This window comes from Pseudomonas sp. MWU12-2037 (assembly GCF_023242345.1).
Lineage (GTDB): Bacteria > Pseudomonadota > Gammaproteobacteria > Pseudomonadales > Pseudomonadaceae > Aquipseudomonas > Aquipseudomonas gingeri_D.
In genome coordinates this window covers 19,134-35,715 of record NZ_JALLIZ010000003.1, presented here as the reverse complement: position 1 = coordinate 35,715, position 16,582 = coordinate 19,134, and the positions used below count along the sequence as shown (strand labels likewise).

Here is a 16,582-nt window from a genome sequence, read left to right as displayed (position 1 = left end):
GGCTCATTCCTGGCTTGACGGTGGCTGGCTGGGGCTTGGGGTTTCCAGGCTCGTCTCGGGCGCGGCGAAGGTGATGCGCGTCCCCGCTTCGCTATAACCGTAATTCCAGCGCAGCTCTTCATCGGCGGGAATGTCCCGGGTGGTAAAAAAGCCGCTCAGGACGAAGGGTTCCAGACGCCCCTCGGCGATCTCCACATCGACGGGAAAGCTTGCCCCTTCGACGTTGTAGCCGCTGCCGGCTTGCCGGACCGGGAGGCGGCCCTCGTATTCGAAAATGGAATTGATGCGTGAAATGATGTTGTCCCCCGTCAGCACCAGCCGATCCCATGTCGGCTTGTCGGGGAGGGGGCCGGGCAGCACATCGATCACGAACGGATCGCGACGGGCATTGCTGACGTGAAACGGGATGAAGTTACCGCCATACACGCCGATGGCCTCCCCGGCTTTCAACGGCCTTCTGGCCACCACCATGGCTTGGCCGATCATGCTGCTTTCCTGGGGAAACTTGGCATCCTCCGCGGTGAACTGGCGCAGCAGCAGCTTTTCCTCGTAGAGCTGGGCAACCGCTTCATGGTTCTCCCATTTCAAGTAAGGCAGGATGTCCTTGGCCTGGTAACGCACTCCCGAGTCGGTGATTTCGCTCATGTGCTGGATTTTTCTGATGCGCAACGGGTTACCCGACAGGTCCCGCAAGGGATAGCGGCCATTGTTCACGCGGTCATACTCGCCCATCCGGTTGGGCTGGCGCTGATAGGACTTGATGGCTTTCATGCGCAGCAGGTCTTCGCGGGTGAAGGGCTCTGGTTTGACGTACTCAAGTGCCGACACCATGGTCGTTTCACTCTCCACAAGCTGGATCTTGCTGTGTCCCGGACCTGGGGCACCGCCTTTCAAGCCGATGGCGGTGTTGATTTCCCAGTGCCCGTCCCTGCGCTGCAGCACCGGGCGATAACAGCGGAAAGGATTGCGGGCGTCGATCAGCTTCCAGCCGAGATCCGAAGACTCGACCTGGTAATAGCGCCCTTCTTCCTCGATGTAGTGTCGGGAAAGGGCACCCCGATAAAGGCCATCGCCGATGGGCGTCAGGTCGCTCGGTGATGTTTCCTGTGCGAAGTGAATATCCAATGCGTTGCCGGGTGGGTAAGACCGTGAGCGTAGCGAGGCAGGAATCCGCCGTACGATCACCGGCGAAGTGCTCAACTGGGTGATTCTGTGAGCCAGCGATTGCTTGAGGACGTTGTTTCGATTCGGACCGCTGAAGCCCAGGTTGTCGAGTTCGGTTTCGGGCAGGGCTTGCCCGATGGCCGAGTAGAGGTCACTCGGGGCCAGGATCTGTTCGCCGTCGGCGTCGTAGACCCGATAGCGTGAACCTTCACGGAGCAGGCGCCTGACGGTCGTCGCGCTGTCATTCCCGACACTGGCGGCAGGCGGTTCGACCAGTGTCTGCGAATACAGTTCCAGGCGAACGTTGCCCGACCAGCCCGGCAGTGCTTCAAGGGTCTGGAACGCCAGTAGGTCCGAGTCTGGATTGAAGGTCGTGTGCAGATAAAGGCCCTCATGGAGTCGGGCGGTATCCACGCTCTGCAGGGAGAGCTCGGCTTCGTCTTTCAGATAGGGCAGCAGGCCTTTCTGGTCCAGGATCTGCCGGGCTTCGGCAGGGCTGATGGATTTCTCCATGGCTTGCACATAACTTTTCGGCAGGTCCGGAAAGTCCTGGCGGATCTGCTCGGGCAAGGGGCCTTCGATCTGTTCGCTCTGTTGATAAAGGTCCTCGAATTGTTCCGATGTGTGTTGCCTGGAGGTAAGGGAAAGGGCAGCGCTGTCGTTGTCCGGGGGGCTTCCCAGCAATCGCTGATGCTGGAGTTTCCGGTCGAGCTGGAAGCGTTTCAAGGTGTCGATCAATTGCGCCGGCGGCGCCTGGTTCTCGCGGTGAAGTTCAAGCAGCAGGTTCGAATCGCTGGCGCTGGCGTGCAGGATCGGCGCCAGATCTTCGGGTTGGGTACCCGTTGCGACCGGGCCCAAGCGCCTGAGCCGCTTCAGGTCGCTCCAGTCTTGTGGTCTTTCATGCACGGTACGCCAGGCCCCGCTGCCGTTTTGCAGCAAGGGCGGTGAATACGCCCATGGGTCGTCGGGATGGCGAATGGACCACCCGGACGGGGGCCCGAAAGTGCCGACCTCATAGAGTTGTTCGTCCAGCGACAGGTAGTGCTTGCCTTGATAGTGGTACAGGCCCTGTTCATCGGGGAGCAGTGTTTCAGGGAGTTCAAGGGATTGGCGATAGGGGCTCAGGTCCTCTTTCCACAAGCCAAATCGATTGGATGACAGCTTGACGGGAAGCAACGAGTTGACGAAGCGCCCGGCCTTGACGGCGCCCGCGCTCGCGCCCATGAATGCGACCTGTTCTGCGACGTCCATCAGGTAGTTGAGGGCTTCCACCTTTTCGTCTCGCCGCCAGGCATCGAATCCCAGATAGGCCTCCTGGATCAACTGTGCCCCGGTGAAGATCAGCAGGATGTCGCCTATCACGGGGATGAACGATGCCGCGAGGAGCAAGGCACTGAAGCCGGCCTTTGCGTAGGCCTCCCGCAGTTCTTGGCGGGCTTGGGTATCGATATCCGCCGTGGGGACCACAACCTCCCGCCCATGTCGCTCGATCTGTCGCACGCGCCGGTCGCGCAGGCTTTTGAATACGTTGCCTTTGATCGGGTGCAGCGCCAGAAACACCGGATTGGGCCAAGGAACGGGACCGGTCTTCGGCGCCCATTTTTGCCGCAGGGCCCGTCTGATCATCTGGTCGAGCAGCTTTCCCTGATGGCTGAGCGGGAGGAATCGTGAAAAGAACTGCCGGTAGCCGGGCGACAGCAGCCGGCGGTTCAACTCGTCTTCGAAATCCTTGATTGAGCCGTAGCGTGCCAGGGGACGGATCGGGTCCTGCGGTATGTAGACGATGCACGGATTTGTCCCGTCTTCGGCGTCCAGGCCGATCACCAGCACTTCGCTGACGTCCATGCCGAGGAACTCGAGCAGCGAGCAGGCTTGGGTGCCATAGCGGACAACATAACGATCCTGCAGTACGTCGAGCAGCACCCGGTGGGAGGCGACCGAGATCTCGTGCTGGAGGATGGCCAAGTGTATCGCTACGGCGAAGGCGTCCTTGTAACTCCTGATCAACGCATCCTGGGTGCTGCTGTCGACAGCACCATCGGGTTGGGCTGGCTCCGAGAGAATAGAACGCAGGTGACTCTGATAGAGGCTGCCGAAGTCCAGGTTGCGACAGACCAGGGCGAACTCCTCGGGTTTGATCGGGGTTTTGCCGTCTCGGGCTCCAGACGTCAGGTAAATCCCCGAGCCGGCACCGAAGGCCTCGGCGCTGGCCAGCGATTCGTCGAAATTGTGCAGGGCCGCTGACAGAAGCGTTTGCTCGGTGGTCGTGCCCTGGACCGATATCAATCCGAAGAAATAGTCGTTTTTATGCTCGTGAACAAAAGTCGCCTGTTCGACATCCAGGGTGAGTTGGAAATTGACGGTGATGGCGTGCTCCAGCAACGGTTTGACGAATTGCACGGGCGATTGCAGTTTGGCCATCATCTGCCGGACTTCATGTCGGGAATTGCTGCTGGCTATCAGGCTCTGGCGCAGGGCGTCGCGTTGTTCGCGGGAAGCCAGGAGCAGCCAGGGGGGCAAATGATCTTTGATCACCTCGAAATGAGACTGTTGGTTCGGGAGCGGGGGAGGGGATGGAATCATGACGGTAGCCTTGCCGGGTTTTTGAGGCTCCAGCTAACGACAAGGTGGATGTATGGCTGCACTAGATAGTTGTCGGCCTGTGCTCGGCGGATGGGCGCGGGTAAAACCCGACGGTTATCGTCGGACTTGATCAAAATTTGTGCTATATTCCGCGCCCGCGAATTTTCATCTCGACACCGGTCATCGCCATGCAAGCAGCCAAGCCGTTATTTGACTATCCCAAGTACTGGGCCGAATGTTTCGGGCCCGCGCCCTTCCTGCCCATGAGCCGGGAAGAGATGGATCAGCTTGGCTGGGATTCCTGCGACATCATCATCGTCACCGGTGACGCCTACGTTGACCATCCGTCCTTCGGCATGGCGATCATCGGCCGGCTGCTGGAGTCCCAGGGCTTCCGCGTCGGGATCATTGCCCAGCCGAACTGGCAGTCCAAGGACGACTTCATGAAGCTCGGCGAGCCGAACCTGTTCTTCGGGGTCGCGGCCGGCAACATGGACTCGATGATCAACCGCTACACCGCCGACAAGAAAATCCGCTCCGATGACGCCTACACGCCAGGCGGCCTGGCCGGTAAACGTCCGGATCGCGCCAGCCTGGTCTACAGTCAGCGCTGCAAGGAAGCCTACAAGCATGTGCCGATCGTCCTCGGCGGCATCGAGGCTTCGCTGCGCCGGATCGCCCACTACGACTACTGGCAGGACCGCGTGCGCAACTCGATCCTGATCGACGCCAGCGCCGATATCCTGCTCTACGGCAACGCCGAGCGGGCGATTGTCGAAGTCGCCCAGCGCCTGTCCTACGGCCACAAGATTGAAGACATCACCGATGTGCGCGGCACCGCGTTCATCCGTCGCGACACGCCGGCGGGCTGGTACGAAGTCGACTCCACGCGCATCGACCGGCCGGGCAAGGTCGACAAGATCATCAACCCGTACGTCAACACCCAGGACACCCAGGCCTGCGCCATCGAGCAGGAAAAGGGCCCGGTTGAAGACCCGCAGGAAGCCAAGGTCGTGCAGATCCTGGCCAGCCCGCGCATGACCCGCGACAAGACCGTGATCCGCCTGCCGTCGGTGGAAAAGGTCCGTGGCGATGCGGTGCTCTATGCCCACGCCAACCGCGTACTGCACCTGGAAACCAACCCGGGCAACGCCCGTGCGCTGGTGCAGAAGCATGGCGATGTCGATGTCTGGTTCAACCCGCCGCCCATTCCGATGACCACGGAAGAAATGGACTATGTGTTCGGCATGCCTTATCAGCGTGTCCCGCACCCGGCGTATGGCAAGGAGAAGATCCCGGCCTACGACATGATCCGGTTCTCGGTAAATATCATGCGTGGCTGCTTCGGCGGCTGTACCTTCTGCTCCATTACCGAGCACGAAGGGCGGATCATCCAGAACCGTTCCGAAGAGTCGATCATTCGCGAGATCGAAGAGATCCGCGACAAGGTGCCGGGCTTTACCGGGGTGATTTCCGACCTCGGCGGTCCGACCGCGAACATGTACCGCATTGCCTGCAAGAGCCCGGAAATCGAATCCGCGTGCCGCAAGCCGTCGTGCGTGTTCCCTGGCATCTGCCCGAACCTGAATACCGACCACTCGTCGTTGATCCAGTTGTATCGCAGCGCCCGTGCCTTGCCGGGTGTGAAGAAGATCCTGATCGCTTCCGGCCTGCGTTACGACCTCGCGGTCGAGTCGCCGGAGTACGTCAAGGAACTGGTGACCCACCACGTCGGCGGCTACCTGAAGATCGCCCCGGAGCATACCGAGGAAGGTCCGCTCAACCAGATGATGAAGCCGGGCATCGGCAGCTATGACAAGTTCAAGCGCATGTTCGAGAAGTACTCCAAGGAAGCCGGGAAAGAGCAGTACCTGATTCCGTACTTCATTGCCGCGCACCCGGGCACCACCGACGAAGACATGATGAACCTGGCGCTGTGGCTCAAGGGCAACGGCTTCCGGGCCGACCAGGTGCAGGCGTTCTATCCGTCGCCGATGGCCACCGCCACGGCCATGTACCACTCGGGCAAGAACCCGTTGCGCAAGGTCACCTACAAGAGCGACGCGGTGACCATCGTCAAGAGCGAGGAGCAGCGCCGGTTGCACAAGGCGTTCCTGCGCTACCACGATCCGAAGGGCTGGCCGATGCTGCGCGAGGCGTTGCAGCGCATGGGCCGTGGCGACCTGATCGGGCCGGGCAAGGACCAGTTGATTCCGCTGCACCAGCCGGCGACCGACAGCTACCAGAGCGCGCGCCGGAAGAACTCGACGCCGGCTGGCAGCCACAAGGTGGCGAAGGACACGACCACCAAGATCCTCACCCAGCACACCGGCCTGCCGCCCCGTGGCAGCGATGGCGGCAATGCCTGGGACAAACGCGAACAGGCCAAGGCCGCCGCGTTTGCCCGCAACCAGCAAGCCGCCAAGGAGCGTTCCGACGCAGCCAAGGGCAAAGGCAAGAAGCCGACCCGCAAGCCGGTGGTGCCGCGCTGATTGGATGATGCGGTCCTTGTAGGAGCCTGGCTTGCCAGCGAAGCTTTTGGCAGTCTTTCGGGCCTCTTCGCGGGCAAGCCCGGCTCCTACAGTTCAGCGTCGAATACAGATTTTGCGTACGACATGAATCTGTAGGAGCCTGGCTTGCCAGCGAAGCTTTTGGCAATCTTTCGAGCCTCTTCGCAGGCAAGCCAGGCTCCTGCAAGGGTTTGCTTGCGTCCTGAATGATGGCCTTTTGCGTTCTAGTGGGACCCTGAGTCCTTTGTTAAGGTGGCGCGATTCCCACGTCACCCGACGCAAGTCTTCTCAAGGATGAACACCTGTGAGCAACCCGCTCCCTGGCATCGGCATGGATTCCAGCCCCTCGCAATTCCTCGCCCGCCAACGTATCGAAAGCCAGATCAACCTGCCGAAGCTCTTTGCGGCGATTGATGCCGACCCTGGCATCGTCGGGGCCGGCGTGGTCTATATCGACGCCGACTTCAACGTCGTCACCCTGCGCGAATTCCAGCCGATCTGCAGTATCCAGCCCAAGCGCATCATCTTGCGCGAGGCGCAGAAGTACATCGCGCCCACGCAGTTCGCCCAGCAGGTACAAAGCAATCCGCGTGAATCGCGTCTGGCGATGGAGGCGGTGAACACTACGCTGTCGTGCGCGGGGGCGGTGATCAGTTGGGTGGTGATCGCCAGTGGCAGCGTCCTGGTGCCCTTTACCGCGGGTGCCAGCGGGGTCGTGGTTGCCATCGCTTATACGGCCGCCGGTGCCAGCAGCTTGCAGTGCGTCAACGGTCTTGTCCGCACGGGGTTGGAGATTGCCAAGCCTGAAGTGAATGACTGGCTGGACAGCGAAGCCTGGTACCAGAACGCGTCCATCGGCCTCGACGCGGCCTCGCTGGTGGGCGTTGGCGCTTCCGCCCTCACCACCATCAAGCTGGTGCGGATCGCCAGGGCCACCACCGGGAAAACCCTGCGCGAGGTGCTGCGTGGCCTGAACCGGCAAGAGCGGTCCAAGCTGACCAAGGAATTGCTCAGCATCAACGACCCGCGGATGACGTCGAAGATGCTCAAGCTCAGGCAACTGGCAGGTGAGTTGCCCAAACGCTATACCACCACGCAGCTCAAGCATGGCACGGTCACCCAGATCAAGGACTCCCTCGGTGCGGCCATCGGCCTGACCGGAAGCGCCTTGTCCGGCAATGTCAAAACCATCGCCGTGGGACTCTACGAGGAGTTCGACGAGTGAGCGAGGAGCTGACACTGCGTGGCTTTTTCCGCGAACACTTTCTCGGGTTTATCGCCGGGATCCTTGCGGCTTATTTTTCGCTGGGGTTGTGTGTCGTCCTGGCCTTCGTGACCTACTTCGAGCACCTGCCCCTGGCCGACAGTGGGATGTACATCCTCCTGATGGGAGCTGTACTGACGCTGCTGATCGTCCATGGCAACCTCATGGTCCTGTGGGGCCGGCCACAATGGGTGTGGTTGCTGGTTGGCGTGTTCGTGGCCTGCCTGTTGTTCGTGCTGCCGATGATCACGTATGACCCCCATCGGGGTCTCTACGGGCTGGCGTTGTTGTTCCCCTTGCTGGGGTTGCTGTTTCTCAACAGCCAGGGCCAGCGGGACATGCGTCGCAAACTGGTGGATATCCGCCAGCAGCGGGAGACGCTGCGACGTGCTCTGGCACGGCGTAGAGCCTGATGTTCCTGGTGGATCTGCCACGTTTCCTGGCGCGCTATTTCCCGACCTTCATCGGCGGTATTTTCGCGGCGTTGGCCTCGCTGGCCTGCGCTATTCCCTTGATGACGGATTTTTATTTCCCTGGCACCTCACTGGGTGAACAAGCGACCTGGTCCTTCCTGGGTGGCGTGGCGATAACCCTGGTCGTGGTGCACTGCAATTTCATGGTGGTGCGCGGCAGGCCGCAGTGGGTGTGGGGATTGGTCGTGGTGCTGGTGGTGTGCCTGTTGAGCGTATTGCCGACCCTCGAGGATCGTCCGCATAAAGTCATCTATGCACTGGCTGTGCTGTTTCCGCTGCTGGGGCTGCTCTTGCTCAACAGCAAGCGCCACCGCGAAATGCGCAGCAAGCTCGTCGATATTCGCCACCAGCGCGAAGCCCTGAAAAATGCCCTGAAGGCCCGGCGCAAACCACGCTGAGAACGTCGTTCGACCATTCGCCCCGTTTCTGTGCGACTCTCTGCACTACGCCCTCAGGCTGGCGCCATTCTGGTGCTGTGCTTAGCTGAGCGAGCACGACTCACGCCGAAAGCGCAGGACTTGGCCAAGTGGCATAAGTCTTGCGCGCACAGGTATAAGCCCAGGCTCGCAGGAGGCACGCCGTGTCGATCCATGTCGCATTGCACCATGTCACGCATTACCGCTATGAACGCGCCATCGAGCTCGGTCCGCAGATCGTTCGCCTGCGTCCGGCGGCCCACAGTCGCACGCGGATTTTGTCCTATGCGCTGAAGGTCCAGCCCGAGCAGCATTTCATCAACTGGCAACAGGACCCCCAGGGCAACTACCTGGCGCGGCTGGTGTTCCCGGAAAAAACCACGGAACTGCGCATCGAGGTCGACCTGGTCGCCGAGATGGCGGTGTTCAACCCGTTCGACTTTTTCCTCGAGCCCTACGCCGAGAAAATCCCGTTCACCTACGCCGCCGATGAAAAGCACGAGCTGTCGCCCTATCTGGAAAAGCTGCCGCTGACGCCCAAGTTCCAGGCCTACCTGGACGGCATCGACCGCACGCCGTTGCCCAGCGTGGACTTCCTCGTGGCCCTCAACCAGCGCCTGAGCGAAGACATCGGCTACCTGATCCGCATGGAGCCGGGCGTGCAGACGCCCGAGCAGACCCTCGTCAACGCCTCCGGCTCCTGCCGCGACTCGGCCTGGTTGCTGGTGCAACTGCTGCGTCACCTGGGGCTGGCGGCGCGTTTTGTCTCCGGCTACCTGATCCAGCTCACCGCCGATGTGAAAGCCCTCGACGGCCCATCCGGCACCGAGGTCGACTTCACCGACCTGCACGCCTGGTGCGAAGTCTATCTGCCGGGTGCCGGCTGGATCGGCCTGGACGCCACTTCCGGGCTGTTCGCCGGGGAAGGGCATATTCCGTTGGCCTGTAGTCCCGATCCGTCGTCAGCGGCGCCAATCAGTGGCCTGGTGGAACCTTGCGAGTGCGAGTTCAGCCATGAAATGTCGGTGGAGCGGATCTGGGAGGCGCCGCGCGTCACCAAGCCCTACACCGAGGAGCAATGGCTGGCGATCCAGGCCCTGGGCCGACAAATTGATGCCGATCTGCTCGAAGGCGATGTGCGCCTGACCATGGGCGGCGAGCCGACCTTCGTCTCCATCGACGATCCCGACGGCGCCGAGTGGAACACCGCCGCCCTGGGCCCGGACAAACGCCGGCTGTCCGCCGAACTGTTCCAGCGCATGCGCAAGCGGTATGCCCCGCAAGGCCTGGTGCATTTCGGCCAGGGCAAGTGGTATCCGGGCGAACAGTTGCCGCGCTGGTCGCTCAACAGCTACTGGCGCCGCGATGGCGTGCCGATCTGGCATAACGACGCGCTGATCGCCGATGAGCAGGAAGATTACGGTGCCGACGGCGAAATGGCCGGGCGTTTCCTGGCGAGTGTTGCCGAGCGTCTGAAACTGCCGAGCCGCTTCGTGTTCCCGGCCTACGAGGATAATTTCTACTACCTGTGGCGCGAGGGGCAGTTGCCGATCAACGTCACGGCCACGGACCCACGACTGGATGACGAGCTGGAGCGCGCGCGGCTGCGCAAGGTGTTCTCCCAGGGCCTGGACAAGGTCATCGGCCAGGTGCTGCCGCTGGCCCGCACCGCCGCCAATGACCATTGGCAGAGCGGGCGCTGGTACCTGCGGGACAGCCATTGCCGGCTGGTACCGGGGGATTCGCCGCTGGGTTATCGCCTGCCGCTGGCGTCCCAGCCTTGGGTGACGGCGGCGGAATATCCCTTCGTGCACCCGACCGATCCGAACCAGGATCTGCCCGAGTTGCCGGACACCGCCGCCCTCAAGGTCCACGGCGAGCCCGTGGTCAGCGAAGAGCGGGTGCCGAAGATCGACGAGTCCGCCGCCTGGCTGACCCGCACCGCCTTGTGCGCCGAAGCCCGGGGCGGGCGCCTGTACCTGTTCATGCCACCGCTGGAGCGGGTCGAAGACTATCTGGAGTTGGTCAGCGCCATTGAGGCCACCGCCGAGGAACTGCATTGCCCGGTGTTGCTGGAAGGCTACGAGCCACCCCACGATGCGCGTCTGGCAAACTTCCGGATCACCCCGGACCCGGGCGTGATCGAGGTCAATGTACAGCCGTCCGCCACCTGGGACGAGTTGGTGGAACGCACCGAGTTCCTCTACGAGGAGGCGCGCCAGACTCGCCTGACCACCGAGAAATTCATGATCGACGGGCGCCATACCGGCACCGGCGGCGGCAACCATTTTGTTCTCGGCGGCGCCACGCCGGCGGACTCGCCGTTCCTGCGCCGTCCCGACCTGCTGCGCAGCCTGATCAGCTATTGGCACAATCACCCGTCGCTGTCCTACCTGTTCTCCGGGCTGTTTATCGGCCCGACCTCCCAGGCGCCACGGGTGGACGAAGCGCGCAACGACTCGCTGTACGAACTGGAAATCGCCTTCGCGCAGATGCCGCAACCGGGCGAGGAATGCCCGCCCTGGTTGGTGGATCGGCTGTTGCGCAATCTGCTGATCGACGTGACCGGCAACACCCACCGTGCCGAGTTCTGTATCGACAAACTCTACTCGCCGGACGGTGCCACGGGGCGCCTGGGCCTGCTGGAACTGCGCGCCTTTGAAATGCCTCCCCACGCGCGCATGAGCCTGACCCAGCAATTGTTGCTGCGGGCGCTGGTGGCGCGGTTCTGGCGCGAGCCCTATGCACCGCCCAAGCTGGCGCGCTGGGGCACCGAACTGCACGATCGTTTCCTGTTGCCGCACTTTATCGAACAGGACTTCGCCGATGTGATCGTCGACCTCAACGCCGCCGGTTATCCCCTGCGCGCCGAGTGGTTCGCCGCACACTTGGAGTTCCGTTTCCCGAAAGTCGGCGACTACGCGGTCAACGGCATCGAGCTGGAAGTTCGCCAGGCCCTCGAACCCTGGCATGTGCTGGGCGAGGAGGGCGCGGTCGGCGGTACGGTGCGCTACGTGGATTCGTCCCTGGAGCGCCTGCAGGTCAAGTTGAGCGGCCTGGCGCCGCAACGCTATCTGCTGACCTGCAACGGCGTGGCGGTCCCGCTGCAACCCACCGGGCGGGTCGGCGAATTTGTCGCCGGCGTGCGTTATCGCGCCTGGCAACCGGCCAACTGCCTGCAACCGACCATCCCGGTTCATGCGCCGTTGGTGTTCGACCTGCTCGACACCTGGATGCATCGCTCCCTGGGCGGTTGCCAGTACCATGTCGCCCACCCGGGCGGGCGCAACTATGAGACCTTGCCGGTGAACGCCAACGAAGCGGAAAGCCGGCGCATGGCGCGGTTCTTCCGCCTCGGCCACAGTCCTGGCACGCTGCCGGTTCCGACGTTGAAGATCAACGACGAACTGCCGATGACATTGGACTTGCGACACACATAAATCTGACAGGGCGCACGGAGTTTTCGCGTATCCGTGCGCCATCTGTCTGCGTTAACCTTGATTGCCCTTGCCGTCTGCCGAGCTTTCCATGCCCGACCTGCTTGACCGCTACCCGCTGACACCGGGGACCTATCACGAACTGCTGGACGACGGCGGCGCCGTGCGTGCGCATTGGCGGCCGCTGATCGACCAGTTGCAACGCAGCACGCCTGTACAACTGGCTCAGCGCCAGGCCTTGTTGGCCCGGCAGATCCAGGAAAACGGCGTGACCTACAACGTCTATGCCGACCCCAAGGGCGCCGACCGGCCCTGGGAACTCGACCTGTTGCCGCATATCATCCCCGCTGACGAATGGCAGCGGGTGGCAGCGGGCATTGCCCAGCGTGCACGGCTGCTGAACGCGGTGCTGGCCGATCTCTATGGCCCGCAAACCCTGATTCGCGACGGCCTGCTGCCCGCCGAGCTGGTCTTCGGCCACAACAATTTCCTCTGGCCGTGCCAGGGCATCCAGCCACCGGCGGGGACCTTCCTGCACATGTTCGCCGTGGACCTGGCGCGCACGCCCGACGGTCGCTGGTGGGTCACGGCGGATCGGACCCAGGCGCCTTCCGGGGCCGGTTATGCCCTGGAAAACCGCACCATTGTGTCGCGGGCCTTTCCCGATCTGTACCGCGACTTGCGGGTACATCACCTGGCCGGGTTCTTCCGCACCCTGCAGGAAACCCTGGTACGCCAGGCGCCGAGCGATGCCGAGGCGCCGCTGGTGGTGCTGCTGACCCCGGGACGTTTCAACGAAAGCTATTTCGAACACCTCTACCTGGCGCGCCAACTGGGCTATCCGCTGGTGGAAGGCGGCGACCTGACGGTGCGCGACGCCACGGTCTACCTCAAGACCCTGAGCGGCTTGCAGCGGGTGCACGCGATCATGCGCCGGCTCGACGACGACTTCTGCGATCCGCTGGAGCTGCGCACCGACTCGGCCCTCGGCGTGCCCGGCCTGCTGGAGGCGGTGCGCCAGGGCCGGGTGCTGGTGGCCAATGCCCTGGGCAGCGGCGTGCTGGAGTCTCCCGGCTTGCTGGGCTTCCTGCCGAAGATCAACCAGCATCTGTTCGGTGAAGAACTGATCCTGCCGTCCATTGCCACCTGGTGGTGCGGCGAACCGCCGGTGCTGGCCCAGGCCCTGGAAAAACTGCCTGAGCTGTTGATCAAGCCGGCGTTTCCGTCCCAGAGTTTTGTCCCGGTGTTCGGCCGTGACCTTGATGACGAACAACGCCAGGCCCTGGCCGAGCGCATACGCGCACGGCCTTACGCCTATGTCGCCCAGGAGTTGGCGCAGTTGTCCCAGGCACCGATCTGGCAAGCCGAGGAGGGCGCCCTGCAACCGAGGGCTATCGGCATGCGCGTGTACGCCGTTGCCAGCGCCGAGGGTTATCGGGTGTTGCCCGGTGGCCTGACGCGGGTGGCTGCCGACGCTGACGCCGAGGTGGTGTCGATGCAGCGCGGTGGTGCGAGCAAGGACACCTGGGTGCTCAGCGAGCGCACGCCCAGCGGTGAGCAATGGCGCACCCAGCGTTCCCTCGGGGTCCGTGACCTGGTGCGACGCGATCCCTACCTGCCGTCGCGGGTGGTGGAAAACCTGTTCTGGTTCGGCCGCTACTGCGAGCGTTGTGATGACAGCGCGCGGTTGTTGCGGATCATGCTGGCGCGTTATGTCGACGGCGATGATCCCCAGGCCCTGCAGGCGGCGGTGGAGCTTGGCGAAAGCCTGATGCTGCTGCCGGACGAGGGCGAATTGCCCGAGCGCCTGCTGGCGGCCCTGCTCGGCGATGACTGGCCGTTCAGTCTGCGCTCCAATCTGCAGCGCTTGCAGTGGGCGGCGTCCCAGGTACGCGGCAAGCTGTCGCGGGAAAACTGGCAGGCGCTGGTGGAGTTGCAGCGCGAAGCCCTGAGCCTGGAAAGCGAAGACCCGAACTTGGGCGAGCTGCTGGACTTCCTCAACCGCCTGGTCATGTCCCTGGCGGCGTTGTCCGGCTTTGCCCTGGACGACATGACCCGCGACGAGGGCTGGCGTTTCCTGATGATCGGTCGGCGCATCGAGCGCCTGCAGTTTCTCAGCAGCAGCCTGGCGGCCTTCCTGCGCGGCATCGCGGTGTTCGATCAGGCCGGGCTGGAGTGGTTGCTGGAGCTGGGCAACAGCAGCATCACCTATCGTTCGCGCTACCTGGCGGTGCCGCAGCTGATCCCGGTGCTCGACCTGTTGCTGCTGGATGAGCAGAACCCCCATGCGGTGCTGTTCCAGCTGAAACTGGTGAGCCGCACCTTGCGCCGTTTGAACGATGACTTCGGCGTCCCACGGGAGTTGGGGCTGAACCAGTTGGTCGAGCGCCTGGGGCGTTTCGATCTCGGCAACCTGGAAGGCGCCTTGTTCGGCGAGACCGGCGTGCGCGATGTGCTCGACGGCCTGGCCGAGCTGTTGCAGGAAGTCGCCGATGCCAGCGGCCAGGTCTCCGATCGCCTGGCCTTGCGGCATTTTGCCCATGTCGACGATGTCAGCCAGCAGACGGTGTCCGTGTGATGAGTGCCCTCTACCAGATTTTCCACGATACCCACTATCACTACGACAGCCCGGTGTCCCTGGCCCAGCAACTCGCCCACCTGTGGCCGCGGGCTTGTGACTGGCAAGTGTGCAGCGAGCAGATGTTGAAGATCAGCCCCGAGCCCACCAGCCGCCGGGATGAGCTCGATGTGTTCGGCAATCCGTTGACCCGGCTGGCGTTCGAGCGGCCCCATGACGAGTTGCTGGTCAATGCCTGGCTGAATGTCGAGGTGCTGGCGCGGCCGGCGGTGGACTTCAATTTGTCCGCCGCCTGGGATGACACACGCAACGCCCTGACCTACAGCGGCCAGGTATTGAATCCGGAAACTCTCGAAGCCTGCCGTTATCGTTTCGAATCGCCCTACGTGCATCTGAAGAAAAGCTTCGTCGAGTTTTCCGAGAGCTGTTTCCCGCTCGGGCGTCCGTTGCTGGTGGGGGTCCAGGCGTTGATGGAGAAGATTTTCAGCGAGTTCACCTTCGATGCCGAGGCGACCCAGGTCGCCACGCCGCTGGTGGAGGTGCTGGAGCGGCGGCGCGGGGTCTGCCAGGACTTCGCCCACCTGATGCTCGCCTGCCTGCGCTCGCGGGGCCTGGCGGCGCGTTATGTCAGCGGCTACCTGCTGACCCAGCCACCGCCCGGCCAGCCGCGCCTGATCGGTGCCGATGCCTCCCATGCCTGGGTGTCGGTGTTCTGTCCGGTGTCGGGCTGGGTGGATTTCGATCCGACCAACAATGTGCAGCCGGCCTTGGAGCACATCACCCTGGCCTGGGGCCGGGATTTCTCCGATGTGTCGCCGTTGCGCGGGGTGATTCTGGGGGGCGGCAACCATGACCCGGAAGTCCAGGTGACGGTGATGCCGATGGGGGATGTGGGGCGGTCGGTCAGCTAAGCCGGATATGACTTCGAAAACGCTACGGAACCTGTGGGAGCAGAGCTTGCTCGCGAAGCTTTTGGCGGTTTTGAGGGCCTTTTCGCGGGCAAGCCCGGCTCCTACAGTTTGGCGTCGAGCGCGGGTTTTGCGTACGCCCTGAATCTGTAGGAGCAGAGCTCGGTGCAATCAGGCGTTCGGGGTCGGATCCTGTGCCTCGGTTGCTTCGTCTTCCGCTTCCGGGTTCAACAAGGCCGCGGCCTCTTCTTCGGCGGTGGTTTTCTTGCGTTGCAGCTTTTCCTCTTTCTTCTGCTCTTTGGCCAGGTCGCGCTGACGTTTGGCAAAGGAGTAATTGGGTTTGGCCATGGGCGATCCTCTGGGGTCGAAGGTGAGGTTGAGCGGCGCGTATTCTGCCTGTGTTCGTGGCGCAGCACACGAAACAATGGTTTTTCGCGACAGGCTGACCCCAGAGTAAAGGCTGGCAGGCGACTCTCCAAGGATTAAACCTCGCGCGACGGCCTTTCAAAGGTACCGCTGGCCCCGCAGGCATAAGCGGCGAGCAAGCTTTGCAACAGGCTGTTAATTGACATGGTAGACGCTCCGTTGGCTGAGAACGTCCTAATGTTAGAGGGCGCCAGTTCGTCTGGCTGGTTGATTGTATCCATCGAAGCGATAGCTTAGGATTGTATACAATCTGTTGATGCAGATCAGGAGAACTGAGCCATATTTTGGTTATTCTCCCCATTTGAGCCCTTGATTTTCATACCCTGCCTTGGAGATTCACCATGTTCGCCAAAGTTGTTGCGGTATCCCTGCTGGCCCTCGCCAGTGGCCAGTTGCTTGCCGCCGAATGCAAGGTCGATGTCGACTCCACCGATCAGATGTCCTTCAAGCTTCCCAATGACGCCAAGGAAATCAGCATCGACAAGAGCTGCAAGAACTTCACCGTGAACCTGAGCCATGCCGGCAGCCTGCCGAAGAACGTCATGGGCCATAACTGGGTGCTGAGCAAGGCCTCCGACATGGCCGGGATCGCGGCTGACGGCATGGGTGCCGGGATCGACAAGAACTACCTGAAAGACGGCGACACCCGCATCATCGCCCACACCAAGATCATCGGTGCCGGTGAAAAAGACTCGGTCACCTTCGACGTGTCAAAACTGATCGCTGGTGAGGACTACGAGTTCTTCTGCTCGTTCCCGGGCCACAACTCGATCATGAAAGGCAAGCTCGCGGTCAAGTAACCGGTGCCGCAACCCTGGCTCCA

The 16,582-nt window shown here is 62.4% G+C and carries 10 protein-coding genes; 8 read left to right on the top strand and 2 right to left on the bottom strand.

Annotation, left to right across the window (positions count from 1 at the left end; genetic code table 11):
* Positions 1–3: 3 nt before the first annotated feature.
* Positions 4–3,684 carry an SET domain-containing protein gene (locus M5B42_RS06105; RefSeq protein WP_248745287.1) on the bottom strand — a complete coding sequence of 1,227 codons (3,681 nt, stop codon included), beginning with the start codon at positions 3,682–3,684 and terminating at the stop codon, positions 4–6.
* A gap of 251 nt (positions 3,685–3,935) precedes the next feature.
* On the opposite strand from M5B42_RS06105, the gene M5B42_RS06100 reads away from it, so the two are divergent.
* From M5B42_RS06100 to M5B42_RS06070, 7 genes are all read left to right on the top strand, one after another.
* Positions 3,936–6,239 (top strand): YgiQ family radical SAM protein, encoded by a 2,304-nt coding sequence (locus M5B42_RS06100; protein WP_103495682.1) that lies wholly within the window; start codon positions 3,936–3,938, stop codon positions 6,237–6,239.
* A gap of 322 nt (positions 6,240–6,561) precedes the next feature.
* Positions 6,562–7,482 (top strand): NAD synthetase, encoded by a 921-nt coding sequence (locus M5B42_RS06095; RefSeq protein WP_248745286.1) that lies wholly within the window; start codon positions 6,562–6,564, stop codon positions 7,480–7,482.
* The gene (locus M5B42_RS06090) at positions 7,479–7,934 is read left to right on the top strand and encodes a hypothetical protein (protein ID WP_248745285.1); all 456 of its coding nucleotides are present in this window, start codon (positions 7,479–7,481) and stop codon (positions 7,932–7,934) included. Before M5B42_RS06095 ends, M5B42_RS06090 begins: the two co-directional genes overlap by 4 nt.
* Positions 7,934–8,392, top strand: coding sequence for a hypothetical protein (locus M5B42_RS06085; RefSeq protein ID WP_177098574.1), 459 nt, complete (start codon positions 7,934–7,936; stop codon positions 8,390–8,392). The genes M5B42_RS06090 and M5B42_RS06085 overlap by 1 nt, the downstream gene beginning before the upstream one ends.
* A 182-nt stretch (positions 8,393–8,574) precedes the next feature.
* Positions 8,575–11,850 carry a transglutaminase family protein gene (locus M5B42_RS06080; RefSeq protein ID WP_248745284.1) on the top strand — a complete coding sequence of 1,092 codons (3,276 nt, stop codon included), beginning with the start codon at positions 8,575–8,577 and terminating at the stop codon, positions 11,848–11,850.
* Positions 11,851–11,938: 88 nt separating this feature from the next.
* A complete protein-coding gene (locus M5B42_RS06075; protein ID WP_248745283.1) occupies positions 11,939–14,425 on the top strand; it encodes a circularly permuted type 2 ATP-grasp protein in 2,487 nt (828 codons plus the stop codon).
* Entirely contained in the window at positions 14,425–15,336 is a 912-nt protein-coding gene (locus M5B42_RS06070; RefSeq protein ID WP_103495665.1) for a transglutaminase family protein, read from the top strand. Before M5B42_RS06075 ends, M5B42_RS06070 begins: the two co-directional genes overlap by 1 nt.
* Before the next feature lie 168 nt (positions 15,337–15,504).
* Here M5B42_RS06070 and M5B42_RS06065 read toward each other — a convergent pair whose 3' ends face one another.
* Positions 15,505–15,681, bottom strand: coding sequence for a hypothetical protein (locus tag M5B42_RS06065; protein ID WP_248745282.1), 177 nt, complete (start codon positions 15,679–15,681; stop codon positions 15,505–15,507).
* Positions 15,682–16,100: 419 nt separating this feature from the next.
* Here M5B42_RS06065 and azu point away from each other — a divergent pair, with 419 nt between their 5' ends.
* Positions 16,101–16,559: an azurin gene (gene azu / locus M5B42_RS06060; RefSeq protein ID WP_248745281.1), complete on the top strand. Its 459-nt coding sequence runs from the start codon at positions 16,101–16,103 to the stop codon at positions 16,557–16,559.
* Positions 16,560–16,582: the final 23 nt, after the last annotated feature.

Bases quoted from the DNA above. Each gene is read 5' to 3' on its own strand.
- M5B42_RS06100 (WP_103495682.1), top strand. From the start codon at position 3,936: ATGCAAGCAGCCAAGCCGTTATTTGACTATCCCAAGTACTGGGCCGAA.
- M5B42_RS06085 (WP_177098574.1), top strand. From the start codon at position 7,934: ATGTTCCTGGTGGATCTGCCACGTTTCCTGGCGCGCTATTTCCCGACC.
- M5B42_RS06075 (WP_248745283.1), top strand. From the start codon at position 11,939: ATGCCCGACCTGCTTGACCGCTACCCGCTGACACCGGGGACCTATCAC.
- M5B42_RS06070 (WP_103495665.1), top strand. From the start codon at position 14,425: ATGAGTGCCCTCTACCAGATTTTCCACGATACCCACTATCACTACGAC.
- M5B42_RS06065 (WP_248745282.1), bottom strand. From the start codon at position 15,681: ATGGCCAAACCCAATTACTCCTTTGCCAAACGTCAGCGCGACCTGGCC.
- azu (WP_248745281.1), top strand. From the start codon at position 16,101: ATGTTCGCCAAAGTTGTTGCGGTATCCCTGCTGGCCCTCGCCAGTGGC.